The sequence below is a fragment of the Streptomyces typhae genome, from assembly GCF_009755605.1.
GTDB lineage: Bacteria > Actinomycetota > Actinomycetes > Streptomycetales > Streptomycetaceae > Streptomyces > Streptomyces typhae.
Genome location: NZ_WPNZ01000039.1, coordinates 18,342 through 45,182, shown reverse-complemented (window position 1 = coordinate 45,182; position 26,841 = coordinate 18,342). Strand labels below are relative to the sequence as shown.

The following is a 26,841-nucleotide window of genomic DNA, read 5'->3' as shown; positions in this document are numbered from 1 at the left end:
TCGCAGATGCTCACGCGAACCAGAGGCACCTTATCGCCCCGCCTGACGACCTGGGTCAGTAGGATCGCGAGTCGGCCGACAGTCGCCCTCGCACGGTCGCGGCGGGCGGTTCCGCACTCCTGCGAGGGAATGGGTGGTCAGTGAGCCACATCGTCGTCAAGCGGCCGCCGCGGGCTCTGCCGTCCGAGGTGCCCACGGCAGAGGTCGTCCTGCAACCCCCTCCTGAGCTGCCGCGCGGCCAGCAGGAGGGCGCGCTCATGCAGTTGTTGCCGATGCTGGGCATGGGCGGCTCGGTGGTGTTCTTCTTCATGCCCACGGCGCATCCCTTCATGAGGATCATGGGCATGGTGATGATCGCATCGACCGTCGCCATGGCGGTGGCGATGCTCGTCCGCCACCGCCGGGGCGCGCAGGGCCAGTTGGCCGATATGCGTCGCGATTATCTGCGGTATCTGGCGCAAACACGACGTGCCGCCGTCGCCGCGGAGCGGGCGCAGCGGGACGCGCAGTACTACCTCCACCCGTCGCCCGAGCAGTTGTGGGCGCTCGTCGCCGAGGGCAGCCGGGTATGGGAACGGCGGCCGGGCGACCCGGACTTCGGGCAGGTGCGCGTGGGCCTCGGCCCGCAGGCGCTCGCCACACCGCTGCGCGCCCCCGAAACGGCTCCTGTCGACGACCTGGAACCCCTGACCGCCGGGGCGATGCAGCGCTTCCTCGCCGCGCACACCACGGTGGCGGACCTGCCGATGGCCGTGTCCCTGCGGGCCTTCTACCACCTGACCCTCAGCGGTGAGCCGGAGGCGGCGCGTGCCACGGCGCGCGCCCTGACGGCGTCCCTCGTCGCGCTGCACTCGCCCCAGGACGTGGTCGTCGCCGTCGCGGCCGGCCGGGACGCGGCGTCCCACTGGGAGTGGACGAAGTGGCTCCCGCACTGCCAGGCCCCCGACGCGACGGACGGCGCGGGCTCGCGCCGTCTGATCAGCGCGGATCCGCGGGTGCTAGAGCAGTTGCTCGCCGCCCGTCTCGCGGGCCGCCCGCGCTTCCAGCCGTCCGGTACGCCGGTGCCCGACGAGCCGCACCTCCTCGTCCTCCTCGACGGTGTCACGCTCTCGCCGGACTCCCCCCTCGCCACGGCGGAGGGCCTCCAGGGCGTCACGGTCGTCGAGATCGTGCCGGGCGAGCCCGCGGGCGGCCGGGGCGACCTGTCCGTCGTCGTACGGCCGAACGCGCTGCGCATGGAATCCGGACACGGCCTGGTGTACGAGGGGGCTCCCGACGCGCTCTCGTACGAGGCCGCCGAGGCCCTCGCGCGGCAGCTCGCCCCGCTGCGCGTCGCGTCGGGCGGTGACGACGACCAGCCGCTGCTCGCCAACCTGGACTTCACCGACCTCCTCGGCCTCGGCGACGCCGCGTCGGTGGACACGGCCCGCACCTGGCGGCCGCGTTCCCTCGCCGAGCGGCTGCGGGTCCCGATCGGGGTGGGTGAGGACGGCCGCCCGGTGATGCTCGACCTCAAGGAGGCCGCCCAGGAGGGCATGGGGCCGCACGGGCTGTGTGTGGGAGCGACGGGTTCCGGCAAGTCGGAGCTGCTTCGCACCCTCGTGCTCGGCCTCGCCGTGACCCACTCGTCGGAGACGCTGAACTTCGTCCTCGCCGACTTCAAGGGCGGCGCGACCTTCGCGGGCATGGCGCAGCTGCCGCACGTCGCCGCGATGATCACCAACCTCGCGGACGATCTGGCCCTGGTGGACCGCATGGGCGACTCCATCCGGGGCGAGCTCAACCGCCGCCAGGAACTGCTGCGCGACGCCGGCAACTACGCGAACGTCCACGACTACGAGAAGGCGCGGGCGGCGGGTGCCCCCTTGGGGCCCATCCCCTCGCTCGTCCTCGTGATCGACGAGTTCAGTGAACTCCTCACCGCCAAGCCTGACTTCATCGACATGTTCGTGCAGATCGGCCGCATCGGCCGCTCGCTCGGCGTGCATCTGCTGCTCGCTTCGCAGCGTCTGGAGGAGGGGCGGCTGCGCGGCCTGGAGACCTATCTCTCCTACCGCGTGGGCCTGCGTACGTTCTCCGTGGCGGAGTCCCGGGCGGCGCTGGGCGTCGCCGATGCCTACCACCTGCCGAACGTGCCCGGCTCCGGCTACCTCAAGTTCGGCACGGACGAGATGGTGCGCTTCAAGGCCGCGTATGTCTCCGGGGCGTATCGGTCCGGTGCGGCGCGGGCCGCCGCGCTCGGCGGGCCGCTGCCCGTGGACCGGCGTCCTGTGCTGTTCACGGCGGCCGAGGTGCCGGTGCGCTACGCGCGGCCCGCGGTGCCCGATCCGCGGGCCGCCGCCGACCCGGACGCCGACGACGCGCTCGCCGACACGGTGCTCGATGTGATCGTGGGCCGCGTCGAGGCCCGCGGCCCGGCCGCGCACCAGGTGTGGCTGCCGCCGCTGGACAGTCCGCCGCCGCTCGACGCGCTGCTCCCGGGGCTCGCGGCCGTGCCCGGCCGGGGTCTCACGCAGCCCGGTTACGAGGGCGCGGGCCGTCTCGTCGTACCCCTCGGCCTCGTCGACAAGCCGTACGAACAGCGCCGTGACCCGCTCTGGTGCGACTTCGCGGGCGCGGCGGGCCATCTGCAGATCCTGGGCGGCCCGCAGTCCGGCAAGTCGACGCTGCTGCGCTCCCTGATCGCGTCCTTCGCCCTCACCCACACCCCGCACGAAGTGCAGTTCTACGGACTGGACTTCGGTGGCGGCGGCCTTTCGGCGGTGGCGGGCCTGCCGCACGTCGGCGGGGTGGCGTCCCGGCTCGACCCGGAGCGGGTGCGGCGGACGGTCGCCGAGGTGTACGGCGTCCTGTCGCGCCGCGAGGAGTACTTCCGTACGGCGGGCATCGCGTCGATCGCCGACTTCCGGGCGCGCCGGGCGCGCGGGGACATCACCGTCCAGGACCAGCCGTGGGGCGATGTCTTCCTGGTGATCGACGGATGGGGCAACTTCCGTTCCGAGTACGAGGCGTTGGAGGAGCACGTCCTCGACATCGCGGCCCGCGGCCTCGGCTACGGCGTCCATCTGGTCCTTGCCGCGTCCCGGTCGATGGAGGTCCGCGCGAACCTCAAGGACCACCTGGTCAACCGCCTGGAGCTGCGGCTGGGCGACACGATGGACTCCGAGTTCGACCGCAAGGTCGCCGCCAACGTGCCCCCGGGGGTGCCGGGCCGCGGCCAGTCGCCCCAGAAGCAGCACTTCATGGCGGCCGTGCCGCGCCTCGACGGCGTCACGTCGGACGTGGACCTCGCCGAGGCGACCGCCGCGCTCGCCGCCGAGGTCGCCCGGCACTGGACGCAGGCGCCCGCGCCCCAGGTCCGGCTGCTCCCGCGTGAACTCCCCGCGGAGCTGCTGCCGCCGGGCGACGCGTTCCCCGACCGGGGTGTGTCCTTCGCCCTGGACGAGTCCCGTCTGGAGCCCGTCTTCGTGGACTTCGAGCAGGACCCGTTCTTCCTGATCCTCGGTGAGAGCGAGTCCGGCAAGTCGAACCTGCTGCGCCTGCTCGTCCGGCGCCTGACGGAACGCTACAGCGGAGACGCCTGCAAGCTCTTCGTGGTCGACAACCGCCGCTCGCTCCTGGACGTCACCCCGGCGTCGCACCTGGCGGAGTACGTGCCGATGTCGAACGCCATGGACCATCACGTCGACGCCCTCGCCGACCTGATGCGCCGCCGCACGCCCGGCTCGGACGTCACGGCGCAGCAGCTGCGCGACCGCTCCTGGTGGCAGGGCCCCACGGTCTTCGTGATCGTGGACGACTACGACCTCGTGTCCACATCCAGCGGCAACCCGCTCGCCAAGCTCACCGAGAGCCTGCCCTTCGCCCGCGACGTCGGCGTCCGCTTCATCATCGCCCGCTCGACCGCGGGCGCGAGCCGGGCCGCGTACGAGCCCTTCATGCAGCGCATGCTGGAACTCGGGGCGCAGGGTGTCGTCATGGCGGGCGATCCGAGCGAGGGTGACGTCCTGGGCGGGGTACGGCCCCGGCCGATGCCGGTGGGGCGGGGCGTCTTCGTCTCGCGGAAGCGGGGGAGGCCGTTGGTGCAGACGGGGTTGGTGGCTGCGCGGTTGTGAGGCCAGGGGGGCGGGCGGGGCTGCTTCGGGTTCGCTGGACGCCCCCCTGAGTAACAGAGCGCGAAGTAGGGTGTGCGCAGAGTTCGTCCGTACGCCGTACGTCGGGAAGGGGCCGTTCCACCATGGCCGAGGCACAGAACGAGGCGCAGGAGCAGGGCGGGGAATTGGAGCCAGGCCGGGAGTCGGAGCAGGCCCGAGGGGCGGAGCCAGGCCGGGAGTCGGAACAGGCCCGAGGGGCGGAGCCAGGCCGGGAGTCGGAACAGGCCCGAGGGGCGGAGCGGGGCCGGGAGTCCGAAGAGGAGATCAAGGCGCGCAAGGAGCGGGAGAAGAACGAGCTCTACGCACTCGACATCTCCGGCGTCGAATGGCACAGCGCCCCCGGTACCGAGACGCACGAGGAGCGGGTCGAGATCGCGTACCTGCCCGACGGCGCCGTCGCCATGCGGTCCTCCCTCGACCCGGAGACCGTCCTGCGCTACACCGAGGCGGAGTGGACGGCCTTCGTGCTCGGGGCGCGGGACGGGGAGTTCGATCTGGAGCCGGCGCCTCAGGACGGCGGTGCGGCGGGCGGGTAGCGGGTGGGGCGCGGCTTGGGGTGCGGCTTGCGGCACGGCTTGCGGCACGGCCGAGGAGGGGGTTCCGCGCCTGCGCGCTGCGTGCTGCCCCGCGTCGGGGCAACCGGGCAAGACGGTGACCGGGCAAGACGGGGATCGGGCAAGACGGGGATCGGGCAAGACGGGGTGGGCACCTTCCGCGCGTGCCCACCCCGTTGTCCCGTACCGGTATTCGGCCTCGTCGGCCTCACTGGAAGTAGCTGGCGCCCTTCAGGTCGCCACCCCGGTAGTCACCGCCCGCCTGGCCGACCTTCTGGCCGATCTGCATGAGGGCCTGGTGGATGGCCTCGGCATGCTCGTCCCACGCCTTCTGCTTCAGGAGGTACGCCTGGTGGGCATCGCCCTCCCACCCTTCGGCGACCTTGGCCACCGCCCGCTTGATGTCGGCGAGGTCGGACTCCAGTTGCTTCGCCTGGAGACCGAGTTCGGTGGTGATGGAGTCCAGGCCGCCGTACTTGACGGCGAGTTCATCGAAATTGACGCTTGCCATGTTTGTCCATCTCCTGGTGGTGTCGGCCGGGCTCCCGGGGGGGCCGGTGCCCGGTGCCTATGGCCCGCTGCTTGGGGCCTGGGGACAGTCCGCTCAGTACCTGAGTACCTAAATACCTAAGTACCTAAATGCCGAAATACCTGCGTACCTCAGTAGCCCAGTAGCTCAGTAGCTGCTGATGGCCGAGTGCTTGCCGCCGTGCTGCACGTCGATGCTGTTCATCGTCGCGCGCACCTCGTCCTCGAGCCTGTCCTTGTCCTTGCGGTTGGCGTTGATGCCTTCCAGGAAGTCCACGAGGATGCGGCCGATGGCCTGCATGCGCTGGTTGATCTCGGTCTGCTTCGCGTCGAAGGCGTGCGCGCCGATGCCCCGCCAGTTGGCCTCCATGGTGTCGAGCGTTCCCTGCAAGCGCTTGAGTTGCCTCTGGACGGAGTCGTACTTGTCGACGATCTCCTTCTCGAGCAGCGCGACTTGCTGATCATTGAGCTTCCGGCCGTCGCCCATGAGCGGGCTCTCCTTAGGTAGGCAGGTGGTCGTTCAGGCTGTGGTTGATGCTTGTCGGCGCGGGTCGCGCGGGTTGCGCGGGTCGCGCGGGTTGCGCGGATCGCGCTGCTTGCACCTGTTGTTGTGCTCAGGCATTGCGTCGGTTTCGTACGAACGCGAAGGCCGCGCCGCCGATGACCGCCACCGCGGCTGCGGCGCCGACGGCGATCCACAGCTGGTCGTTGTCGTCGTCCGACTTCACGTTTGCCGCGGATGCCGCGGGTTCGCTGTCGGCCTCGCTCTCACGGGGGTTCGCGGTGGGCGCTGAGGACTCCTTCGGCGGAGCGGAGGTTCCCGTAGCTGCTACGCCGGGCGTCTTCTTGTTGGTGAGGGGATCGATGTCCGGCGGTCCGGGGTTCCCTCTGCCCTTCAACAGATTCGGCGCCGGCCGCACCAAGCCGTAGCCGAGGTAGTCACTGGGCTTGTCCTTCGGCCAGCTGCGGCCGGCAGTGTCGATGAGGACGCGGAGGACCTGGTTGGCGGTCCAGTTCGGGTGTTTGGACCAGATGAGGGCTGCGGAGGCGGACGCGATTGCGGTGGCGGCGCTGGTGCCGCCCTCTCCCTCACAGTAGGAGCGGAACGTCGCGTCGCACCAGCGGGGGATATCACGGCCCGGCGCCGCCAAGTCCACGTACTTTCCGAACTCTGAGTACTTGGCAACCTTGCCTGTCTTATCGGCGGCGGAGACGCCGGTGACATTAGGGTACGCGGCCGGGTAGCCGACAAAATTCTTCTTCCCCGCATCGTTTCCCACGCTCGCGAACAACAACTTGCCCTTGGAGACTGCATACCTAACCGCTGCCTGCTCAGCTGTATACATGACGTCAGCCCCGAACGACATGCTGATGATCTGCGCATCACTGTCTGCGGCAGCACGAATGGCTTCAGCGCTATCACTCGCGTCCTTCTTACCGCCGCTGGCATCTCCGGCCTTCTTGAGGCTGGTGCGAAATGAGATGACCTTGGCGCCGGGCGCCAAGCCCTGGAGCCCTCCGCGCCCCCTTCCGACGATCAGCTCCGCCATGGTGGTTCCATGACCGCCATAGTCGTGCAGGGATCCGCCTTTCATGTCCGTCACGTCCCTACCGGCGAGGGCTTGACCCTTTAGTGAGGGAGTCTCCGTGACGCCGGTGTCCACCAAGGCAACCTTGATGCCCTTGCCCGTGCTGACCTCCCACAGTTCCTCCGTGCCCATCGCATCCAGGTACCACTGCTTCGACCGGACGTCATCAGCGGCCGCACTCGGCGCCATCCACCCTGACAACAGAGCGAGTACTCCGATCACCGAACCCGCGGACGCGGTCCAACGCCTCGCGGACCGTGCCGTCCCGCCATGTCGGCTCACTACTGACTTCACGCCCTGCACGCCCTCACTCATCACTGGCCGACTACCGGCGGCACGCGCCGCCGTTCGCCGGGAAGATGTGTCTCTTCGTCCTCGACCACGTAGTCAGGCCGCTGGCTGACTTCGCCCTCTTCGCTCTCTGGGTGTCGGCCACGGCCGGGGCCTCGAACCAGACCGGTACCACCGGCGGTAAATCCGCTCTGGCGGCTGCCCCCTGCAGACGTGCGCTCCTTGGGCATGCCGATAACGCCGTCAGGATTGCCAACGGGACGACGTGTCGTCTGACCTCTCGCGTACGGGGATTGGGATGCCGCTCCCAGAACGCCGCGCTGACCAGGACCACCAACCCCAGGGCGTGAGTGCCCGGCGGCTCCTGCTCCGACGGCCGGGCTTTGCGGGACCCGTGACGTCGGCCCCGCAGTGGGGGCTGGCGCGGGGCGCCCTCCTACGACACCGTCTGCGCGAGGTGAACCGGTGACCCCTTGTACCGCCGGGCGCGGCCCAGATCCGCCCGGCATACCAGGAGGCTGTGGCATACCCCCCGTGATACCGCGCGCCGCTGGCAGCGGCTGCGCAGGAGTCGCCAGGCCAGGACCCGACGGACTGCGCACCGGGGCTCCGCTCGACTCTTTGGGGCGACGGTCGACGCCTGTTCGCGCCGGAGCGGGCGGGGAAGACTGACCGGCGTCTTCGCGACGTGATGCCGAGATGTCGGGGGCATTGTTCGGCTGCCTGGTGGAACCGTCCCCAGGCAATGGTGGCAAGCCACCGTCAATACTTATCGGGACAGGTGCGTGAGGTAGCGAATTAGACGGCGTAGGCGCAACGGTCTGTGGCGGAAGCTGACCGCCGCTGTTGATCGCTGTGCCGACTTGCCTCGTATCAGCAGGCTGCTCAGGAAGGGAGAGCGGGGCACGCCCATCATTATCCGAAGGCTGGGGACCACCAGAAGCCGGAGGCGCCTGCTGTGCCACTGGCGCTTCATAGGGCTGAGTCGATGCAAAAACACCCCCGGGGGCAGCGCCGGAGGGCTCAGCCTGACGCTGATCAGCGTATGGGTCTTCCCTGACCCTCCGCAGCGGAGGGGGCATCCCCACATCCGGCATAACCGAAAACGAAGGCACCTCCTGCCCCGCCATCTCATGCTGGGAAACCCGGTAGAACGACGCCAACCGGTTCATCTGGTTGATCGCCTCCTGGCGGTGCTTCTCGGCCTTGACGGCTGCCTCGAAGTCCGCATTGCCATCCACTCTCTTCGGAGAGGGGATGTCCTCCACCGCCTTCGGATCGGTGCGTGTGTCGCGCGGCGGCATGGAGCTGCGTACGGAGGCCAGACCCGCGCCGGCCGAGGCGATCTGGACGCCGGCGGTGTCCGCGAAGTCGGAGAGTTGGTGCGTCTCCTTGACGAGGTTCTTGCCCCACTTGCGGAACGCCTGGCCGGCCTCGCCCTCCCAGTCCACCCGGTCGATGTGCTCGCCGAGCTCCCGGGCCGCCGCCGCGATCGCGTCGCGCGCCTTCTGGAGCGCCGCGCCCGCGCTCTCCAGATCGGCCGGATTCGCCTGCTCGACCAGGTCGATCATGTCGTTGAGCCGGTGCTCTTCGAAGCTCACAACTTCCACCCCGAGTCGGACTTGTCGCTGCCCTGACCGCCCCGCTCGTCGGTCTTCCCGCCGGTCTCCCGCCCGTCCGGCACCTCCGCGCGGCCGATCCGCGTCTGGATCGCCCAGAAGCGCTGCCGCAGGTCGTCCTCCAGGTTGTCGAAGCCGACGTCCGCGCCGTGCACGGCGATCCCCATGGCTTCGATCTGGTCGCCGAGCAACTTCGAGAGCGAGGTGAGCCGCTCGTGCACACGGTCGTACTGCGAGTAGAGGCCGTCGGCCTCGGGGAAGGGGGCCGCCGCGCCGCTGAAGGAGGCGCGGACGATCTTCTGGTGGCCGACCTCGGAGGAGCCGCCGGCGGAGCCCTCGAACTCCGTGAGGAGTGTGTCGACCCGTCGCCGGAACTGCTTCAGGGCCTCCAGGCCGCGCTTGAGGTCGGCAGCCGGTGGCTGCGCGGAACCCTGATAGCCGTCCTCCAGCACGATGCCCCCTGCCCGCTTCCCCCGTTGGCCCGTCGCACGCCCGCGACGGGCCGGACGCGGCCACCCCGGACGCGCGTCATACTTTGGTCACTCTAGCCACACCGAGAGTGACGGCCAACCGGAGTTTGCCGCACAACAGTTGCAAATTGGCCAGGGAGGCAATGCGGATGATCGCGCTCCCTTCGCCTATGCGCGCCGCGCGCTGTCCGGAGCCTCCGCGAGCACCGGCGAGGGCGACGGGAACAAGACAACTCGGTTGGAACGGGTGCGTGTTGCGGCGTTGCGTGGAGGGGTGGGCCGGCCTCGGGAGAGACTGGTACGCGGGGGAGGCACGCTGCCGTGTCATGGGACGAGTGGGAGCAGCCGAGGGCCCAGGCAGCGGAGCGGCAGTCCACACGCGTGCAACTCGACCAGGTCCCGCCCGGCACGGAGGCGGCCCCGGAACGACCCCATCGGCGTACCTCATCGTGACGACGCCCAGGCGGTGAAGAAGCTGATCACAGCCTGCACCGAGGTAGTCGAGCAGCAGTCGAAGTCCTGCCGTCCGGAGCACCCCGGACGCCCCGAACGGCAGGACGGCCCGAGCGATCCGGATGCCCCCGGGCGACCCGGGCGACTAAAGACGCCCCGCCGCCCCGCTCAGTCGCCCGCATTCCCCCGCCGCCTCCGCGCATCCCGCACAGTCACCCCCACCCCACCAAGCCCCACAACCACCACCACCGCCCCCACGGCCACATACGTGGAAAGGCGGGCTGTTCGCTCTTGGGTCGTTTCGGTCAGGTGAAGTTCCGCGGGGTTCGGGGCCTTGCCCCGGGGGACGCCCTCGTGGGACGTGGGTCGTTCGATCGGGTGGTCGTCGTCCGTCAGGGCGCGGACGGGGTCGACCACGCCCCAGCCGACCAGGCGGTCGTGGCCCGGGATGGAGCGTTCGGCGGTCTGTTGGATCTGGGCGGTGATCTGGCGGGCCGTCCAGGAGGGGTGCTTGGCCTTGATGAGGGCGGCGAGGCCGGCCGCGTACGGGGCGGCGAAGCTGGTGCCGTTGTCGGAGCAGTGGCCGCCGCGGGGGACAGTCGAGATCATGTCCACTCCGGGGGCCGCCACGTCGACGAAGTCGCCGGACTGGGAGAAGGGGGCGCGTTCGTTGTTGCGGTCCGATGCCGCGACCGCGAGGACGCCCTCGTACGAGGCCGGGTACGTCGGCTTCACGTTGCCGCCGAGGCCGTCGTTGCCCGCCGAGGCGACGATCACGCGTTGCTTCGCGAGCGCTTTGCCGACGGCCTCTTCGAGTTGCGGCGCGGGCTTCACCGCGTTCGCCGTGTCCTGAGAGATGTTGATGACGTCGGCGCCCTCGGCGACCGCGTGGTCGATGGCTTTCGCGAGGGTCTCCGTCGTTCCGTGGCCCTCCGCGTCGTTCTGCTTGACGGGGATGATCGTCGCCCCGGGGGCCAGTCCCACGAAGCCCGTGCCCTTGGTGGGGCGGGCCGCGATGATGCCCGCCACGCGCGTGCCGTGGCCGACCGTGTCCGTGGTGCCGTTCGGGCTGCCCCGGTCCACCTTGTCGCCGTTCTCGTCCTTGAGGTCCGGGGAGAGGAAGTTGCCGCCGCTGGACGCGTCCACAGCCCGCCGGAGCTGAGGGTTCTTGATGTCCACGCCGGTGTCGATCACCGCCACCCGTACGCCTTCACCGGTGGACTGACGCCACAGTTCGTCGAGGAGGACCCGCTGGAGCGACCACGGCCGTCCCGAGTACTTCTTGGACGGGAACTCGCACTGGCCCGGGGACGACGGCGCCGCGTGGGCGACGGGGACCGGTGACACGGGGAGTGGTGACGCGGGGAGCGGTGACGCGGGGACCGGTGACGCGGCGACCGCCACCGCGGCGGTGAGTGCCGCGGCGGTCCGTCGCCACACGCGCGTGCGGGCGTGAGGACGGCGGGCGGATGGTGTGTACGTCGTCATCGCGGGACCCCTCACGCGCTCAGGAGCCCTGCGGCTGGCGTGCCGCCGCCGTCGACAGACGGGGGCCCGTGGGCAGGAACGTGGACCACGCCGCGGGCACCCGGCCCGCCTCGGCGCCCCCGTAGCCGAGGCGGGTCTGGGCCTGCTGTGCCTCCTGCTCCTGCTGCTCGCGCTGCTTCTTGGACGTGCCGATGCCCACGTCGTCCGTCGCGCTGTCGCTGTTGGACTGCATGGCGTACCGCAGGCCCGTGTCCGTGACCAGGAAGAGACCGCCCGACTTCGTGTCCGTACCGGTGAACTGGCGGTAGAACTGGCCCGATCCGGGCGTGACGTACGCGCTGGACGAGCCGGTGGGCAGGGGTGCCGGGAAGTCCGGGCCCGTCCACGTGCTCAGTGTGGTCGAGCCGTCGTCGGTGTCGACGTCGCGCAGGACGCTGCACACGGTATTGCCGCTCCCGGGCGCGGCGGCGGCTTCGCCGGGCGGCCTGGGACGCCGGGTCGGCCACGTGTGCTCGTCGCCGAACTCGTCGGCGTCGGGCCTGATGTCGGCGGCGCTCATGTCACGGGCTCTGCCGCCCTGCCCGAGGACGGACAACTCGTCGCTGCTGAGGAGCAGCCGCGCGGTGAAGTCGGAGACGGGGGCGACGCGACCGGGCAGCACCACGTAGTAGCGCCAGTCGGCCCCGTCGCGCGCCCGCAGCACCATGCCCACCTTGTTCGCGGTCCGGTCCGGCAGGCCCTCGGCGTCGGCGTCGGCCCCGGGGACGCCGTCCACCTCGGGGAAGACGATCCGGTCGCCCCGGTGCAGCGTGGCGAGCCACTCCCTGGACACACGCTGCGGCGCACGGCCGGAGCCCACGACCGTGCGCAGGAGCAGTTCGTCCTCCGCGGAGATCCGGTACGCGCGCCCGCGCGCGTCGACCACGTAGCGGGACTTGTCGGGGCCCATCACGTACAGCAGTTCCCCGCCGCGCAGCCGTCCGGAGCCATCCGTCCTGTCCTGCTCCCGTTCCGCGAGGACGAACGCCGCCTTCTGGATGGCGCGGCCGCCCTGGACGGGCCGCTCGCACACCGCCCAGCGCTTGGCGGAGCCCGCTTCGGAAGGCGAGGGCAGGCGGTCGGGGGCGTAGGGGATGCCGATCGTGGCGCCGTGCGGGAGTTCGCCGTTGTCGAGGACGGACTCCTCGACCTTGATGACGTCCCCCTTGCCCGCGTCGAGGAGGAGCTTCGCCGACGCCATGTTGAGAACGGGGTGCAACTGCCGCTTGCCGTCGGTCTTGAGGACCACGTAGCGGGTGGTGGACTCGCTCGCGATGATCACATGTTCCTTGGGCTTGTCCCAGCCCGGCTTGGCCGCGGGCTTCAGCATCCCCCACGCGCCGAAGACCGCCAGGACGACGACCCCGACGATCAGGCCGGGAACCACGGCCCGCAGCGGTCGGGGGGCGCTCTCCTCCGAGCCCGAGGGCGTCGGCTGGATGAAGGCGGCGAGTGCGCGGCGCTTCGCGAAGGTGTAGGCGTTGAGTTCGTCGCGGCGTGAGGCCATGTGCGGCTGCTTCCCCCTGATCGTCACCGGGGGTGCCCGGCCCCCACCCCTGCGTTGTCAGACCGAGCCCCTACTATGCCTGCTGTGTAGTCACGCGTGCGGGGTGGGTGAGGTTTCCGGGCCTCAAGCTCCTTGCGCACCAGGGCAATTCGGGAGATTCACCAGGGGGTGGGCCGATGGCTTCCGCAGCACGGACGCGGGTACGGGGGCGGCCGGGACCCGGAGGCCAGGAGCCGCCCGGGGCGGCCGTGCCGGACGTGTCGCGCGCCGACCGCCCCATCGCCCTGCGGCTCCGCCATCCATCGTCGCGCTGGGGCCCGTTCCGGCTGCAACGGCTGGTGCTCGTGGAGGTCGCGGCTGCTCTGCCGCTGGTCGGGTGGGCCGTCGGGGGCTCGTCGGCCGCCGCGCTCGCGGGCGGTGTCGCGGCGGTCCTCGTGCTGCTCGCCGTGGTGCGCCGCAACGGCCGGGCGCTGCCCGCGCTCCTCGGCGCGTCCCGGAGGCTGAAGGAGCGCAGACGGCGCGCGGCACGGACTCCGGTGCCGCCGGGGACGGACCCCGCGTTCACCGCTGCCCTGGAGTGCGACCCGGCCCTGCGGACGTACAGCCATCGCGGTCGTGACCGGCGCGACGTGGGCATGGTGGGCGACGGCACCTTCGTGACCGTCGTGCTCCAGATCGAGCCGGACGGCGCCGCCCTGCGCACGGGACCGGCCGGACGGCCCCTGCCCCTGGGCCCGGTGCGGGACGCGCTCGAAGTGGACGGGATCCGTCTCGCGTCGGCGCAGATCGTGCTGCACACCCAGCCCGCGCCCGCGCTGCATCTCCCCCAGCAGTCCGTGGCCGTCAGCAACTACGCGCCCTTGCAGGCGCGGACGGGCGCGCCCGCGCTGCGTCTCACGTGGATCGCCCTGAAGCTGGATCCCGAGCTGTGCCCCGAGGCCGTGGCGGCTCGTGGCGGTGGGCTCGCCGGCGCGCAGAAGTGCGTGATGCGGGCCGCGGACCAGCTGGCGAGCCGCCTGGCGGGCCGGGGCTTTCGGGCGACGGCCCTGAGCGAGGAGGAACTCACCGCCGCCCTCGCGACCTCGGCCTGCGCCAATCCGCTGGTGACGGCGCAGTCCGGCCGCGACGACGCGCCGCAGCGCAGAACGGAGGAGTCCACGCGCTCCTGGCGCTGCGACAACCGCAGACACACGACCTACTGGGTGCGCCGCTGGCCGCAGTTGGGCGGTGCGGGCGGACCTGCGATGTCTCAGCTCGTCACCCTCCTCACCGCCGTTCCGACCCTCGCGACGACCTTCAGCCTCACCCTCGGACCCGACCGACAGCAGGTGAGACGGGACGGACACGAGGGGCTTGCGCTGCGCGGCCATGTACGGGTGACCGGGCGCAGCGACTCCGAGCTGGACACCGCGCGCCGCGCGTTGGAGCAGGGCGCCCGGCAGGCGGGGGCCGGCCTCGTACGGCTCGACCACGAACAGCTCCCCGGAATGCTCGCCACCCTGCCGCTCGGGGGAACCCGCTGATGACCACGGCATCCACCTCCGCTCCCGGCTCCCCCGGCTCCCCCGACTCCCCTGGCTCCCCCGGCTCCGGCGCACGTCCCGCGCCGCCGCCTCCAGGCCGCGGCGGTCTGCGTGCCGCCGTACGCGGAGGATTCGGGCTGCTCGGGCCGCGCCACGGTCACCACTCCCTGTCGGCCGAGCAAGTGGACACGCTCACCCTGCCGATGGGTGACGACGGCGTGGTCGTCGGCACCGACGCGCAGGGGCACCCCGCGGTGCTCGGATTCCACCGCCCCACTCCCTATGACGCCCTGCTCATCGGTGGCCTCTGGACGGCCCAGGTGATCGCCCTGCGGGCCGCGGCCACCGGGGCGCGGGTGGTCGTGGAGACCGGGCGGGCAGCGGCATGGGCGACGGTCGTGCGGGCTCTCGGGGTGGGGCCGAGCGGCATGTCGGTGCACGACGTGGGGCGGGTGCCGCCACAGGGGGCGTCGGCCGGGAACCCGGTGCTCGTCGTGCGGGACTGCGGGATGCGGCCGCCCCGGGGGCGCGTCGTGTCGGGGCCCTGGCAGTCGGTCCTCACGCTGCTTCCGTACGTGAGTCCCGTGGCGCCCCGGCTCATCCGGCAGGCGCGGCTCGTCGGGCTGCAGCGGATCTCGCCGGACGAGGCCACGCAGGTCGGGCGGGTCCTCGGGCTCGGACGTGAGCAGATCGAGTCGCTGCCGACGCTCGCGGACGGAGTGACGCTGTGGTGTGCCGAGCGCGATCGGCAGTACGTCGTGACGCACGGCACGGACACCGAGACCGGCCTGCTCGGAGCCGCCCGCAGAATGGACTGAGCCCGTAGATTTACGGCGTTCATTGACCGTTGACCGATTTGTTCATCACCGCGGCGACTGGACGACCGCTCCTGAGTGAGGCATGACGTAACGGTCGCTCACCGGCGGGTGGACTGGCCTGCCGTGCTCGTGCTTTTGGTGATTAGGCTGGGACAGGGCGCGACGTCAGAACCCGCGAGTGCGGTGTGCGCGTCCCGCACACGGGGAGAGCCAGGCGGATCTGACGACAGGAACGGTCGCCCCCCACCACGGCACGAGCGTGCTCGACCACACCAGGAGGCATTGTGAACAGCGATCGGGACAAGATCCGCGGCGGCTGGGACACACCCGTCGACGATCAGTCCGACGCGGAGTCCGCTGCCGAGACCACGGGCGAGTTCACCATCGACTACGCTCCGCCCGCCTGGTACACCCAGAACGCTTCCGGCAGCGCCGGAGAGACGCCGTCCGCCTCCCCCGCGTCGGCGCCCGAGACCGCGTCGGCGCCCGAGACCTCGTCGGCGCCCGAGACCTCGTCGGCGCCCGACACCACTCCTCCGGCCACCACTCCTCCGGCCACCACGCCTCCGCCCGCGCCCACTTCGGCGCCCGCTTCGGCGCCCACGTCCGTGCCCGCGGAGTCCGGTGCCCCTGCTCCGCCGCCTTCCCCCGCTCCGGCGACCGTCGTGCCCAAGCTCCCCGTCGGCAGCGGCTTCCAGCCGGCACCGCCCACCGGCGAGTCGCTCGCTCCGCCCACTCCTCCTGCGCCGCCTGCGACACCGCCGTCGACCCCTGCGACAGCGCCGTCGACACCGCCTGCGTCCGCCCCTCCGGTGACGTCTCCCGTGTCCGGGGGTGCGGCGGACTGGAGTGGTGCTGTCGCCGGTGCCGCGTCGTCCGTACCCGTACGGGGTGTGAGCGAGACGGAAGCGGCCCCTCCTGCCGCCGCTGTCGCCCCTGCTGCCCCTGACACCCCTGTTTCCCCTGTTGCCGAGAGCCTGGGCGGGGGTGACCTGGAGAGCGGGACCACCATGCGGTTCTCCCCCGCCGCGCTGCGCCGCGAGATGGCCGAGCGCGAGGCGGCCGCCGCGCGAGCCGACGCCGACGAAGCTTCGGCGGACGCGGAGGAGCAGGAGGCGGCCGGTACGTCCGAGGGCGAGGCCTCTTCTGAAACGGGCGGCGAGGGCGCCCTCCTGTCGCTCTCCTTCGATACGAGTACGAGTGCCGATACCGGCAGCGACAGCAACCGAGGCGACAGCGGGCAAGGCGACAGCACGGGCGTCCTCGACGGGAGCGACGGCTTCGAGGGCTCCGGGGACTCCGTGGATCCCGATGACTCCGAGGGTGCCGAAGACAAGGCCGCGCCCGCCGCCGAGGGCGACGACGAGGCACATTCCAAGAGCGCGACCGCCGCCCCGGCCGCCTGGACCCCGCCGCCGCCCGCGCCGGAGAGCGGGCTGCCCCCGCTGCCGCCCGCGTTCCAGCCCGCGGCCCCTGCGCCCGCGCCGCAGTGGCCCGCGCCGACGCACCCCCCGGCCACCGCTGCCCCCGCGGCCTCCGCCGCCCAGGGCGAGCAGCCGGTCGAGCCCGAGGCGGCGCCCGAGCCCCAGCCCGCAGCACCGCAGGTACCGGCACCGCAGGCAGCAACACCGCAGGCACCGGCGCCGCAGCAACCCGCCCCGCAACAGCCCGCCCCCCAGCCCTGGTCCGCACCGCAGAGCGGGTACGGCTTCCCGGCCCCCGAGCCCCCTGCCTCGCCCCCGGCCCAGGCACAGGCACCGCAGCCCGGTTACGGCTTCCCGCAGCCACCCCAAGCACAGCCCCGGACACAGCCCCAGCCGCCGCAGCAGCAGGCCATGCCGCCCGCCGAGGCCCCCGTGCCGCCGCAGCAGACCGCACCGCAGCAGACCGCACCGCAGCAGCCACAACCACAGCAACAGCAACAGCAACAGCAACAGTTCCCCGCCCAGCCAGGGCCGTACCAGCACCAGCCGTCGCAGGCACAACCGCAGCCCCCCTCCCAGCAGGGGCAGTACCCGCAGGGGCAGTACCCGCAGGGGCAGTACCCGCAAGGGCCACACCCGCAGGGGCAGTACCCGCAGGGCGCATTCCCGCAGCAGCAGGCATATCCGCAGGCGCAGCCCATGCCGCCCGCCCAGCCGTACGCGCCGCACGACCCCCAGCAGCAGGAGCAGCAGGTCCCGCAGGCGGGCCCGCAGGCAGGTCAGACCCCGGTGGACCCCCGTACGGGGGCGGCCTGGCCGCAGCCGGTGCAGCACGATCAGCGTGAGCGGACCAATCCGGGGGCGCCGCTGGGCTACACGGCGGCCGTGGAGCTGTCCTCCGACCGCCTCCTGAACAACAAGAAGCAGAAGACCAAGAGCAACCGGCCGGTCGGCGGTTCGCGGTTCAGGATCGGCGGCAAGAAGGAGGAGGCGGAGCGGCAGCGGAAGCTGGAGCTGATCCGTACGCCGGTGCTGTCCTGCTACCGCATCGCCGTCATCTCGCTCAAGGGCGGTGTCGGCAAGACGACCACGACCACGGCGCTCGGTTCGACGCTCGCCAGTGAGCGGCAGGACAAGATCCTCGCCATCGACGCCAACCCGGACGCGGGGACGCTCGGGCGGCGCGTGCGGCGTGAGACGGGGGCGACGATCCGCGACCTCGTCCAGGCCATCCCGTACCTCAACTCGTACATGGACATCCGCCGCTTCACGTCGCAGGCGCCGTCCGGCCTGGAGATCATCGCGAACGACGTCGACCCGGCCGTGTCCACGACGTTCAACGACGAGGACTACCGGCGGGCGATCGACGTACTCGGCAAGCAGTACCCGATCATCCTGACGGACTCCGGTACCGGTCTGCTGTACAGCGCGATGCGCGGGGTCCTCGACCTGGCCGACCAGCTCATCATCATCTCCACGCCGTCCGTGGACGGGGCGAGCAGCGCGTCGACGACGCTGGACTGGCTGTCGGCGCACGGGTACGCGGATCTGGTCTCGCGGTCGCTCACCGTCATCTCCGGGGTGCGGGAGACCGGGAAGATGATCAAGGTCGAGGACATCGTGTCGCACTTCGAGACGCGGTGCCGGGGCGTGGTCGTCGTACCGTTCGACGAGCATCTGGCCGCCGGGGCCGAGGTCAATCTGGACATGATGCGGCCGAAGGTGCGGGAGGCGTACTTCAATCTCTCGGCGTTGGTGGCCGAGGATTTCGTGCGGGCGCAGCAGGCTCAGGGGTTGTGGACGTCGGACGGCAATCCGCCGCCTCGGGTGGCTCCGCCCATGCCCGGACAGGGGTACGCGGCTCCCGGCGGGGCGCCGGGGTGGCAGGGGGGCGCTGTTCCGCCAGGGTACGGAGCGCAGCCCGGCGCCGGGCCCGGCCCCGTACCCGGCTCCGGACACTCGGCGCCGGAGGCTCCTGGGCAGCCGCCGCAGCAGCAGCAGTAGTAGTAGTAGACGTAACCACAGCAGCCATAGACATAACCACAGCGACCACGAGGGCCCGCACCGACACGGTGCGGGCCCTCGTGGTTGCCGCCCCCCACCGACGGAAAAGCGAAACAATCGCGACGCGTCGCCCCATAACCCCACCGAATTCTCACGCCATCCTCTGGCCAGCACAGCGTCAGTGGTCTTGACCAATGCGGGTGAATTCCCGGTCAACTCGTTATTTCCGCAGGCCACATGGGGTTCATGTGCCGTTGACGCGCGATGACCGGCGCTGATACACACACATCAACCGCTGACATTCCTTGATCATGCAGTCGTAACCGGCCATCTCTGTGCAAGCGATGACGCGAGGTCACCGTCCATGGATAGACAAGATCAGCACGGCAGAAGCAGAACACGTCCCGCCCCCGCCCGCTCCCGGCTGCCTTTCGTGGCGGCGGCGGCCGCGGCCGCCGCATTCGTTCTCACGGCCGGCCTGGCCACCCCCCTCAATCCGGCGCCCCAGAAGGCGGCGGCCGAGGCAGCGGCCGAGGACGACGGCAAGAAGACCCTGACCGTCGCGGTGGCACAGAGCGTCGACTCGCTCAGCCCGTTCATCGCGCAGCGTCTGCTCAGCACCAGTATTCACCGGCTGACGTACGAGTATCTGACGAACTACGACCCCAAGGACAACCACGCGGTCCCGGCATTCGCCACGAAATGGCAGCCGTCGGCGGACAAGCTCACCTGGACGTACACCATTCGGTCCAATTCCAGGTGGTCGGACGGGAAGAAGGCGACAGCGCAGGACGCGGCCTGGACATTCAACAAAATCATGTCCAAGGAAGGCACGGCGACGGCCAACTCCAACTTCGTCACCAATTTCAGGAAGGTGACGGCCCCCTCCCCCACCCAGCTCGTCATCGAACTCAAGAAGCCGCAGTCGACCATGGCGGCCCTCGATGTCCCGATCGTCCCCAAGCATGTGTGGGAGAAGGTCGACGACATTTCGAAGTTCAACAACGACAAGGACTTCCCGGTGGTCGGGAACGGCCCGTTCGTGCTCACGGACTTCAAGGTCGACCAGTATGTGAAGCTCAGGGCGAACAAGAACTTCTGGCGGGGCGCGCCGAAGTTCGACGAGCTGGTCTTCAAGACGTACAAGGACCAGGACGCCGCCGTCGCGGCCCTGAAGAAGGGCGAGGTGTCCTTCGTGGCGGGCCAGCCGGCCCTGACGCCCGCGCAGGCGAACGGTCTCAAGGGCGAGCCGGACGTCAAGGTGAACAACGGTCCGGGCCGCCGCTTCTTCGCCCTGGCGACGAACCCGGGCGCGCGCACGCGGGACGGCAAGAAGTTCGGTGACGGCCACCCCGCGCTCCTCGACAAGCGGGTCCGTCAGGCCCTCTTCCTCTCCGTGGACAGGAAGGCGATCGTCGACAAGGTGTTCCAGGGGAACGCCGTGGAGGGCGCCGGGTACATCCCGCCGCGCTTCTCCGAGTACTCCTGGCAGCCCTCCGCCGGGCAGGAGCTCGGCTACGACCCGCAGCGGGCGGCGAAGCTGCTCGACGAGGCCGGGTACGAGAAGAAGGGCGGCAAGCGCGTGGGCAAGGACGGGAAGCCGCTGAACCTCCGGATCCTGTGCCACGCGACGGACCCGAACGACAAGGCCGTCGGCAAGTACCTCAAGGAGTGGTGGGGCGACCTCGGCATCGGTCTGAAGGTCAACTGCCTGGACGACGTGTCCGTGCCCTGGTACGCGGGCGAGTACGACCTGGCGTTCGACGGCTGGTCGGTGAACCCGGACCCGGACTTCGTGCTCGGCATCCACACCTGCGCGGCGCTGCCGGAGAAGGCGAAGGAGAGCGCGGCGACGGACAACTTCATCTGCGACAAGAAGTACGACGAGCTGTACGAGAAGCAGCTCGCGGAGTACGACCCGGCCAAGCGGGCCGGCCTGGTCAAGCAGATGGAGTCGTGGCTGTACGACTCGGGCTACATGAACGTCATCGCGTACCCGAACGCGGTGGAGGCGTACCGGACGGACCAGATCAAGTCCATCGCCACCATGCCGTCGGCGGCGGGCAACATCTACGGCCAGGACGGCTATTGGAGTTGGTGGTCGGCGGTTCCGGCGAGTGGGAAGACTTCCTCCGACGGCGGCAGCTCGACCGGTGTCATCATCGGTATCGCCGTAGCCGCGGTGGTGCTGGCAGGCGGCGGAGCCCTGTTCGCCCTGCGCCGCCGCTCGACAGCAGACGACCGTGAGTGACGAGTGAGCGACGGGTGAGCGACCATGCCGCGAGCAACCACGAGTATCGGGATTACCGCGAATACCTCCAGTATCGCCAGCATCGCGAGTACCGGATGAACCACGCCACCGCGAGTGACGCATGAGACGCCTGACTGGTGGTGACGCATGACTGGTGCCGAGAGCAACCCGGCGGCGATCCTGGCCGCCGAGGCCGAAGCAGCACGGACGGACCGAGGGGCGCCCGGCGGCCCGGCCGGGCAGGCCGGACCGCGGGGACGCCGCGACTCCGGCCCCCGGGCGCGCGACACGACCGCCTACCTCCAGTACGCGGCGGGCAAGCTGGGCGGCGCCCTGGTGTCGATGTTCGCCGTGCTCGTCACGAGCTTCTTCCTGTTCCGCCTGATCCCGGGCGACCCGGTGAAGCAGATGACGGGCGGCCGCCGGGTCTCCAGTGAGCAACTGGAGGCGATGAGGCAGGAGTTCGGTCTCGACCAGCCAGTGTGGCAGCAGTTCACGGCCTACTGCGGCAACGTCCTGACCGGCGACTTCGGCACGTCGTACCAGTTCCACGCGCCGGTGATGGACAAGATCACGGAAGCGCTGCCCGCGACGCTGTGGCTCACCGGAACGGCGTACGTCCTCTACACGCTGATCGGCATCTGGCTCGGCACACGCACGGCCTGGCGCAACGGCCGTCTTGGCGACCGCTTCCACACGGGCCTCGCGCTAACCCTGTACTCCGTGCCGTCGTTCTGGCTCGGGCTGCTGCTCATCATCACGTTCTCGGTGGGGATGGGGCCGCTGCCCGGCCTGTTCCCGACGGGCGGGATGGAGAGCGGCGACGAGAGCGGGTTCGCGTACGTGGTGGACGTGGCGCACCACATGGTGCTTCCGGTGCTCACGCTGGTCGCGGTGGGGTACGCGCAGACGCTCCTGGTGATGCGTTCGTCGCTGCTCGACGAGATGGGCAGCGACTATCTGACGACGGCTCGGGCGAAGGGGCTGAGGGACGACCTGGTGCGGCGCAGGCACGCGGTGCCGAACGCGCTGCTCCCGACGGTCACGCTGATGTTCGTGAACCTCGGCACGGTGGTGGCGGGCGCGATCCTGGTGGAGACGGTGTTCTCCTGGCCGGGGCTCGGCGGGCTGTTCTACCAGGCGCTGAGCGTCCCGGACCTGCCGCTGGTGCAGGGGCTCTTCTTCGTCTTCGCCACGGCGGTGATCCTGATGAACACGGTGGCCGACGTGATCTATCCGCTGCTCGATCCCAGGGTGGGCCGATGACGACCGAGACGGCATCAGTTCCGGCACCGCAGGAGCCGGAGAACGCCGAGGGCAACCGGCCGCCGCAGGAGGTGAAGAGCCCCCGGGCCCTGGCCTGGACGCGCAGGCGGCACTCGGCGGCCCGCTTCTGGCGGGAGTACCGCACGCACCGGGCGGGAGTCGTCGGGCTCGCGGCGCTCGTGCTGATCGCCCTCGCGGCGCTCGGCGCGCCGCTCCTCGTGGGATCCGACGCGCAGAGCGTGACGGAGGCGCCGGGCGAGGCCATGCAGGCGCCGAGCGGCGAGTTCCCACTGGGCACGGACCAGTTCGGCCGTGATCTGCTGGCGCTGCTCGTGTGGGGCGCGCGGATCTCACTGACGGTGGGCCTGCTCGCGGCGTTCCTCTCCGTGGCCATCGGTACGGTCGTGGGGATCACGGCGGGCCACTACCGGGGCTGGTACGCGACCGTGATCATGCGGGTCACGGACTGGTTCCTGGTGATGCCGACGCTGGTCCTCGCGATCGCCCTCGCGTCCGTGATGGACCGTTCCGTGTGGACGATCATCCTGGCGATCGGGGTGACGACGTGGCCGACGACGGCACGCCTGGTGCGCGCGCAGACCCTCGCCGTGGAGTCACGGCCGTACATCGAGCGGGCGCGGGCGCTCGGCGGCGGGCACGGTCACATCATGGCCCGGCACGTGCTGCCGAACGTGATGCCGCTGGTGCTCGCGCAGACCACGCTGGTCATCTCCAGCGCGATCCTGACCGAGGCGACCCTTGCGTTCCTCGGCCTCGGCGACCCGACGGTGGTGTCGTGGGGCGGTCTGCTCCAGGACGCCCGTGAGGCGGGCGCGGTGAGCGCGGGCGACTGGTGGTACCTGGCGCCGCCCGGCATCGCGATCGCCGTGGTCGCGCTCGCGTTCACGCTGTGCGGGCGGGCCGTGGAGTCCGTGCTCAACCCGAGGCTGGGAGTGTCCCGTTGACGACTGACGGACTGCTGACCGACGTACCGCCCACCGCCGTACCGCCGACCGACCGACTGCTGGACGTACGGAACCTCACCGTGACGTACGCGACGGGTGCCGCCGCGGTCCGCGGGGTCGACCTCTCCGTGGCCGCCGGGCAGAAGCTGGGCGTGGCGGGCGAGTCGGGCTGCGGCAAGTCGACGCTGGCGCTCGCGCTGCTGCGGCTGCTGCCCGCGGGGACGAAGGTGACCGGCGAGATCCTGCTCGACGGTGAGGACGTGCTCACGATGAAGTGGGGCCGGGTGCGGGCGGTGCGCTGGGCGGGCGCGTCGATCGTGTTCCAGGGCGCGATGCACTCCCTGAACGCGGTGCACCGCATCGGTGACCAGATCGCCGAGCCGATCGTGCTGCACAAGAAGGCGACACCCGCGGGCGCGAAGAAGAGGGCCCGGGAGCTCCTGGAGCACGTGGGCCTGCCGGGCGCCCGCGCGGACGCCTATCCGCACGAGCTGTCCGGGGGCCAGCGCCAGCGCGTGATGATCGCGATGGCGCTGGCCTGCGACCCCCGTCTGATCGTCGCGGACGAGCCCACGACGGCCCTCGACGTCATGATCCAGGCGCAGATCCTGCGCCTCATCGAGCAGCTCGTCACCGACCAGGACCTGGGCCTGATCATGATCAGCCACGACCTGGCGGTGCTCTCCGACACCTGTGACCGGCTCGCGGTGATGTACGCGGGCCGGGTGGTGGAGGAGGGACCGGCGCAGGAGGTGTACGAGCGGGCGCAGCACCCCTACGGCAAGGCCCTGTCGGCGGCGTTCCCGCGCGTCGGGGACCTCTCGTCGCGGTTCGCGCCGCGCGGTCTGCCCGGTGACCCGCCCGACCCGGCGGCGCTGCCGTCCGGCTGCACGTTCCACCCGCGGTGCGCCGTGGCCCTCGACACGTGCGCCACGGAGGACCAGGTGCTGCGCGTGGCGGGCGCCGAGCGCTGGGCGGCGTGCGTGCACGTGGGCGCGCCGGGGCGGCCGGAACCGGCCGCGGAGGGCGCGCGATGACCTGCGTCCGCCCCTCGCGCGCTTTCCGCGTACGGGTCCCGGGTCGGGGCCCCGCGCACGCCGCAGTGCCCCCGTCCCGCGCCGCGCACGCCGCAGTCTCCCCGCCCCGCGCCGCGCATGCCGAAGTGCCCCCGTCCCGCGCCGCGCACCCCCCGGCGCACACCGCGAACCGTCCGCTCGGGTCCCCGGCCGTGAGGAGCAGCGCATGACGACCGAAGCCACCGCAGGGACGGCCACGGAGCCGGGTGCCGTCGCGCCCCTGCTCTCGGCCTCCGACCTGCACATCACGTTCCCGGGGCGCCGGGGCGCCGACCCGGCGCGCGCGGTGGACGGCGTGGACCTGGACATCCGCCCCGGCGAGATCGTCGCGCTCGTCGGCGAGTCGGGCTGCGGCAAGACGACGCTCGCGCGGTCCCTGCTCGGCCTCGTCCCGCCCACGTCCGGGCGGGTCACGTTCAGCGGTCAGCCGCTCGACTACCGCTCCCGGGCCCTGAAGGCGTACCGCAAGCGCGTCCAGCTCGTGCTCCAGGATCCGAGCGGTTCGCTCAATCCCCGGCACACCGTGTACGAGGCCGTCGCCGAGGGGCTGCGCATCCACAAGTACGGCGGTGACGAGCGGGCCGCGGTCGGCGGGGCGCTCGCCCGGGCCGGGCTGCGGCCGCCCGAGCGGTTCTTCCTGCGCTACCCGCACGAGCTGTCCGGCGGGCAGCGGCAGCGCGTCGTCATCGCGGGCGCCCTGGTCCTGCAACCGGAGCTGATCGTCGCGGACGAGCCCGTCGCCTCGCTCGACGCGTCCGTGCGCGGGGAGATCCTCGCGCTGATCCTGCGGCTGCGCGCGGAACTCGGTCTCTCCGCGCTCGTGGTGACCCACGACCTGGGTCTCGCCTGGAACATCGCGGACCGGGTGGCGGTGATGTACCTGGGCCGGATCGTCGAGACCGGGCCGGTCGAGCGGGTCCTCACGGCCCCTCAGCACCCTTACACCCAGGCCCTGTTGTCGGTGCTGCCGGAGGCGGAGGGGGAGCCGGTGGTGCTCACCGGGGAGCCGCCGGATCCGTCCCGGGTGCCGGCCGGGTGCCGGTTCCACGCGCGGTGCCAGGTTCTCGCCGGGGGCGCGGCGGAGCGGGCCGGGGTCTCGGAGGACTGTCGTACGCGGGACCTTCCGGTGCTTTCCGGCTCCGCGGGGGCGCAGGTTGCCTGTCACTGGGCGGTTGCCCGGGGGTGACCTTGCGGTCGGCTTGGGGTGGAGTCGGGTGGCCCTGCGGTCTGCTGACCCTGCGGTCTGCTGGCCCTGCGGTCTGCTGGCCCAGCTGTTCGGCTGACCCTGCGGTCTGCTGGCCGTCGATCGCCCTTCGGGCTCGTCCTCAAACGCCGGACGGGCTGAAAGATGCTCGCCCCGCAGGCAACGGCGAGGCTACCGGACGGATTGAAAGATGCTCGCCCCGCAGGCAACGGCGAGGCTGCCAGACGGGCTGAAAGATGCTCGCCCGGCGGGCAACCGCGAGGCTGCCAGACGGGCTGAAAGATGCTCGCCCCGCAGGCAACCGCGAGGCTACCGGACGGATTGAAAGATGCTCGCCCCGCAGGCAACGGCGAGGCTGCCAGACGGGCTGAAAGATGCTCGCCCGGCGGGCAACCGCGAGGCTGCCAGACGGGCTGAAAGATGCTCGCCCCGCAGGCAACGGCGAGGCTGCCGGGCGAGCTGGAAGACTCACCCGGCAGACAGGCTGAAGAAGCTCACCCGACAGGTGCTGGCAAGGCTGCCGGGCGGACTGCCGAGGCTCGCCCGGCAGGCAGAAGACAGGCTGTCGGGCGGGCTGGAGAATGCTCGACCGGCGAGGTGAGCGCACCGCGTGCGCTCAGCTCTGTGCGGACTCGATCAGGTCGCGGGACTTCTTCACGTCGTCCGCCATCGCGACCAGGAGCTGGTCGATGGAGTCGAACTTGGCCTGGCCGCGGACGAAGGCGAGGAAGTCGACGGCCACGTGCAGGCCGTACAGGTCGAGGCCGACGCGGTCGATGGCGTAGGCCTCGACCGTGCGCTCGGTGCCGTCGAACGTGGGGTTGGTGCCCACGGAGATCGCCGCGGGCATCGCCTCGCCGTCGGCGTGCAGCCAGCCCGCGTAGACGCCGTCGGCGGGGATCGCGGTGTGCGGCAGGGTTTCGACGTTGGCGGTGGGGAAGCCCAGTTCACGGCCCCGCTGGGCGCCGCGCACGACCACGCCCTCCACGCGGTGCGGTCGGCCGAGGATCTCGTGGGCCCCTGCGACGTCCCCCTCGGCGATGAGGCGCCGGGTGAGCGTGGACGAGAAGGGCTGCCCCCCGCCCGCGGTGCCGCTCACGTACAGGTCGACGACCTCGACGTCGTAGTCGTAGGTGCGGCCGAGCTCGGCGAGGACCTCCACGTTGCCCGCGGCGCGGTGGCCGAAGCGGAAGTTGGGGCCCTCGACGACGGCGCGGGCGTGCAGCTTGTCGACGAGGACCTTCACCACGAAGTCGGCGGGCGACAGCTTCGAGAACTCGGTGGTGAAGGGCAGGATGAGGACGGCGTCCACACCGAGCTCCGCCATCAGCTCCGCGCGCCGGTGGTGCGGGGCGAGCAGCGGCGGATGGCTGCCGGGCCGCACGACCTCACTCGGGTGCGGGTCGAAGGTGACGACCACCGCGGGCACGCCGAGCTCGCGGGCGCGGGCCACCGCACGGCCGATGATGAGCTGGTGACCGCGGTGCACACCGTCGTAGGAACCGATGGTGACGACGCTGCGCCCCCAGTCCTGGGGGATGTCCTCCAAGCCACGCCAGCGCTGCACTGTCTTCGCTCCTCGCCGAACCCGTGTATGTATCCGTACGCGCGCGTACGT

Annotated in this window: 18 protein-coding genes; 11 read left to right on the top strand and 7 right to left on the bottom strand. The window is 71.1% G+C overall.

The annotated features are described in order from the left end of the window. The first annotated feature begins 140 nt into the window (after positions 1 to 140). Entirely contained in the window at positions 141 to 4,115 is a 3,975-nt protein-coding gene (gene eccCa, locus GPA10_RS40325) for a type VII secretion protein EccCa (RefSeq protein WP_343041871.1), read from the top strand. Positions 4,116 to 4,417: 302 nt separating this feature from the next. Then, entirely contained in the window at positions 4,418 to 4,690 is a 273-nt protein-coding gene (locus GPA10_RS40320; RefSeq protein ID WP_058845535.1) for a DUF397 domain-containing protein, read from the top strand. Between the two features lie 226 nt (positions 4,691 to 4,916). Here GPA10_RS40320 and GPA10_RS40315 read toward each other — a convergent pair whose 3' ends face one another. From GPA10_RS40315 to GPA10_RS40305, 3 genes are all read right to left on the bottom strand, one after another. Continuing rightward, on the bottom strand, positions 4,917 to 5,219 hold the full coding sequence (locus tag GPA10_RS40315) for a WXG100 family type VII secretion target (RefSeq protein ID WP_058845511.1): 303 nt from the start codon (positions 5,217 to 5,219) through the stop codon (positions 4,917 to 4,919). A 165-nt stretch (positions 5,220 to 5,384) separates the two neighbouring features. Next, positions 5,385 to 5,723: a WXG100 family type VII secretion target gene (locus GPA10_RS40310; protein ID WP_058845512.1), complete on the bottom strand. Its 339-nt coding sequence runs from the start codon at positions 5,721 to 5,723 to the stop codon at positions 5,385 to 5,387. Between the two features lie 127 nt (positions 5,724 to 5,850). Next, the gene (locus tag GPA10_RS40305) at positions 5,851 to 7,047 is read right to left on the bottom strand and encodes a S8 family serine peptidase (protein WP_343041870.1); all 1,197 of its coding nucleotides are present in this window, start codon (positions 7,045 to 7,047) and stop codon (positions 5,851 to 5,853) included. 1,451 nt (positions 7,048 to 8,498) lie between these two features. Here GPA10_RS40305 and GPA10_RS40300 point away from each other — a divergent pair. Continuing rightward, positions 8,499 to 8,753, top strand: coding sequence for a hypothetical protein (locus tag GPA10_RS40300; protein WP_058845513.1), 255 nt, complete (start codon positions 8,499 to 8,501; stop codon positions 8,751 to 8,753). Here GPA10_RS40300 and GPA10_RS40295 read toward each other — a convergent pair. From GPA10_RS40295 to eccB, 3 genes are all read right to left on the bottom strand, one after another. Beyond that, on the bottom strand, positions 8,714 to 9,187 hold the full coding sequence (locus tag GPA10_RS40295) for a hypothetical protein (RefSeq protein ID WP_343041869.1): 474 nt from the start codon (positions 9,185 to 9,187) through the stop codon (positions 8,714 to 8,716). The two genes, GPA10_RS40300 and GPA10_RS40295, sit on opposite strands and share 40 nt — an antisense overlap. A 639-nt stretch (positions 9,188 to 9,826) precedes the next feature. Further along, positions 9,827 to 11,146 (bottom strand): type VII secretion-associated serine protease mycosin, encoded by a 1,320-nt coding sequence (gene mycP, locus GPA10_RS40290; protein ID WP_157169745.1) that lies wholly within the window; start codon positions 11,144 to 11,146, stop codon positions 9,827 to 9,829. A 19-nt stretch (positions 11,147 to 11,165) separates the two neighbouring features. Further along, on the bottom strand, positions 11,166 to 12,692 hold the full coding sequence (eccB, locus tag GPA10_RS40285) for a type VII secretion protein EccB (RefSeq protein WP_157169744.1): 1,527 nt from the start codon (positions 12,690 to 12,692) through the stop codon (positions 11,166 to 11,168). Positions 12,693 to 12,868: 176 nt separating this feature from the next. Here eccB and eccE point away from each other — a divergent pair, with 176 nt between their 5' ends. The 8 genes from eccE (at position 12,869) to GPA10_RS40245 (ending at position 25,205) form a co-directional block, all read left to right on the top strand. Further along, on the top strand, positions 12,869 to 14,215 hold the full coding sequence (gene eccE, locus GPA10_RS40280; RefSeq protein WP_157169743.1) for a type VII secretion protein EccE: 1,347 nt from the start codon (positions 12,869 to 12,871) through the stop codon (positions 14,213 to 14,215). After that, entirely contained in the window at positions 14,215 to 15,033 is an 819-nt protein-coding gene (locus GPA10_RS40275; RefSeq protein ID WP_157169742.1) for a hypothetical protein, read from the top strand. The genes eccE and GPA10_RS40275 overlap by 1 nt, the downstream gene beginning before the upstream one ends. Positions 15,034 to 15,317: 284 nt before the next feature. Further along, positions 15,318 to 18,461, top strand: a complete 3,144-nt coding sequence (locus GPA10_RS43565) for an SCO5717 family growth-regulating ATPase (RefSeq protein ID WP_343041868.1) — start codon at positions 15,318 to 15,320, stop codon at positions 18,459 to 18,461. A gap of 364 nt (positions 18,462 to 18,825) precedes the next feature. Beyond that, positions 18,826 to 20,712 carry an ABC transporter substrate-binding protein gene (locus GPA10_RS40265; RefSeq protein WP_157169741.1) on the top strand — a complete coding sequence of 629 codons (1,887 nt, stop codon included), beginning with the start codon at positions 18,826 to 18,828 and terminating at the stop codon, positions 20,710 to 20,712. Between the two features lie 147 nt (positions 20,713 to 20,859). Then, complete coding sequence (locus tag GPA10_RS40260) at positions 20,860 to 21,978, top strand: ABC transporter permease (RefSeq protein ID WP_107450084.1); 1,119 nt, start codon at positions 20,860 to 20,862, stop codon at positions 21,976 to 21,978. Next, a complete protein-coding gene (locus GPA10_RS40255; protein WP_058845518.1) occupies positions 21,975 to 22,943 on the top strand; it encodes an ABC transporter permease in 969 nt (322 codons plus the stop codon). The genes GPA10_RS40260 and GPA10_RS40255 overlap by 4 nt, the downstream gene beginning before the upstream one ends. Next, the gene (locus tag GPA10_RS40250) at positions 22,940 to 23,980 is read left to right on the top strand and encodes an ABC transporter ATP-binding protein (protein WP_246260624.1); all 1,041 of its coding nucleotides are present in this window, start codon (positions 22,940 to 22,942) and stop codon (positions 23,978 to 23,980) included. Before GPA10_RS40255 ends, GPA10_RS40250 begins: the two co-directional genes overlap by 4 nt. Positions 23,981 to 24,185: 205 nt before the next feature. Continuing rightward, complete coding sequence (locus tag GPA10_RS40245) at positions 24,186 to 25,205, top strand: ABC transporter ATP-binding protein (RefSeq protein ID WP_157169740.1); 1,020 nt, start codon at positions 24,186 to 24,188, stop codon at positions 25,203 to 25,205. Between the two features lie 634 nt (positions 25,206 to 25,839). On the opposite strand, the gene GPA10_RS40240 is transcribed toward GPA10_RS40245, so the two are convergent. After that, positions 25,840 to 26,790 (bottom strand): bifunctional riboflavin kinase/FAD synthetase, encoded by a 951-nt coding sequence (locus tag GPA10_RS40240; protein WP_058845520.1) that lies wholly within the window; start codon positions 26,788 to 26,790, stop codon positions 25,840 to 25,842. Positions 26,791 to 26,841: the final 51 nt, after the last annotated feature.

What these genes read in the sequence shown, in the direction of transcription:
- GPA10_RS40265 (WP_157169741.1), top strand. Translation starts at nt 18,826, where the DNA reads ATGGATAGACAAGATCAGCACGGCAGAAGCAGAACACGTCCCGCCCCC.
- eccB (WP_157169744.1), bottom strand. Translation starts at nt 12,692, where the DNA reads ATGGCCTCACGCCGCGACGAACTCAACGCCTACACCTTCGCGAAGCGC.
- GPA10_RS40245 (WP_157169740.1), top strand. Translation starts at nt 24,186, where the DNA reads ATGACGACCGAAGCCACCGCAGGGACGGCCACGGAGCCGGGTGCCGTC.
- mycP (WP_157169745.1), bottom strand. Translation starts at nt 11,146, where the DNA reads ATGACGACGTACACACCATCCGCCCGCCGTCCTCACGCCCGCACGCGC.
- eccE (WP_157169743.1), top strand. Translation starts at nt 12,869, where the DNA reads ATGGCTTCCGCAGCACGGACGCGGGTACGGGGGCGGCCGGGACCCGGA.
- GPA10_RS40310 (WP_058845512.1), bottom strand. Translation starts at nt 5,723, where the DNA reads ATGGGCGACGGCCGGAAGCTCAATGATCAGCAAGTCGCGCTGCTCGAG.
- GPA10_RS40260 (WP_107450084.1), top strand. Translation starts at nt 20,860, where the DNA reads ATGACTGGTGCCGAGAGCAACCCGGCGGCGATCCTGGCCGCCGAGGCC.
- GPA10_RS40275 (WP_157169742.1), top strand. Translation starts at nt 14,215, where the DNA reads ATGACCACGGCATCCACCTCCGCTCCCGGCTCCCCCGGCTCCCCCGAC.
- GPA10_RS40255 (WP_058845518.1), top strand. Translation starts at nt 21,975, where the DNA reads ATGACGACCGAGACGGCATCAGTTCCGGCACCGCAGGAGCCGGAGAAC.
- GPA10_RS40315 (WP_058845511.1), bottom strand. Translation starts at nt 5,219, where the DNA reads ATGGCAAGCGTCAATTTCGATGAACTCGCCGTCAAGTACGGCGGCCTG.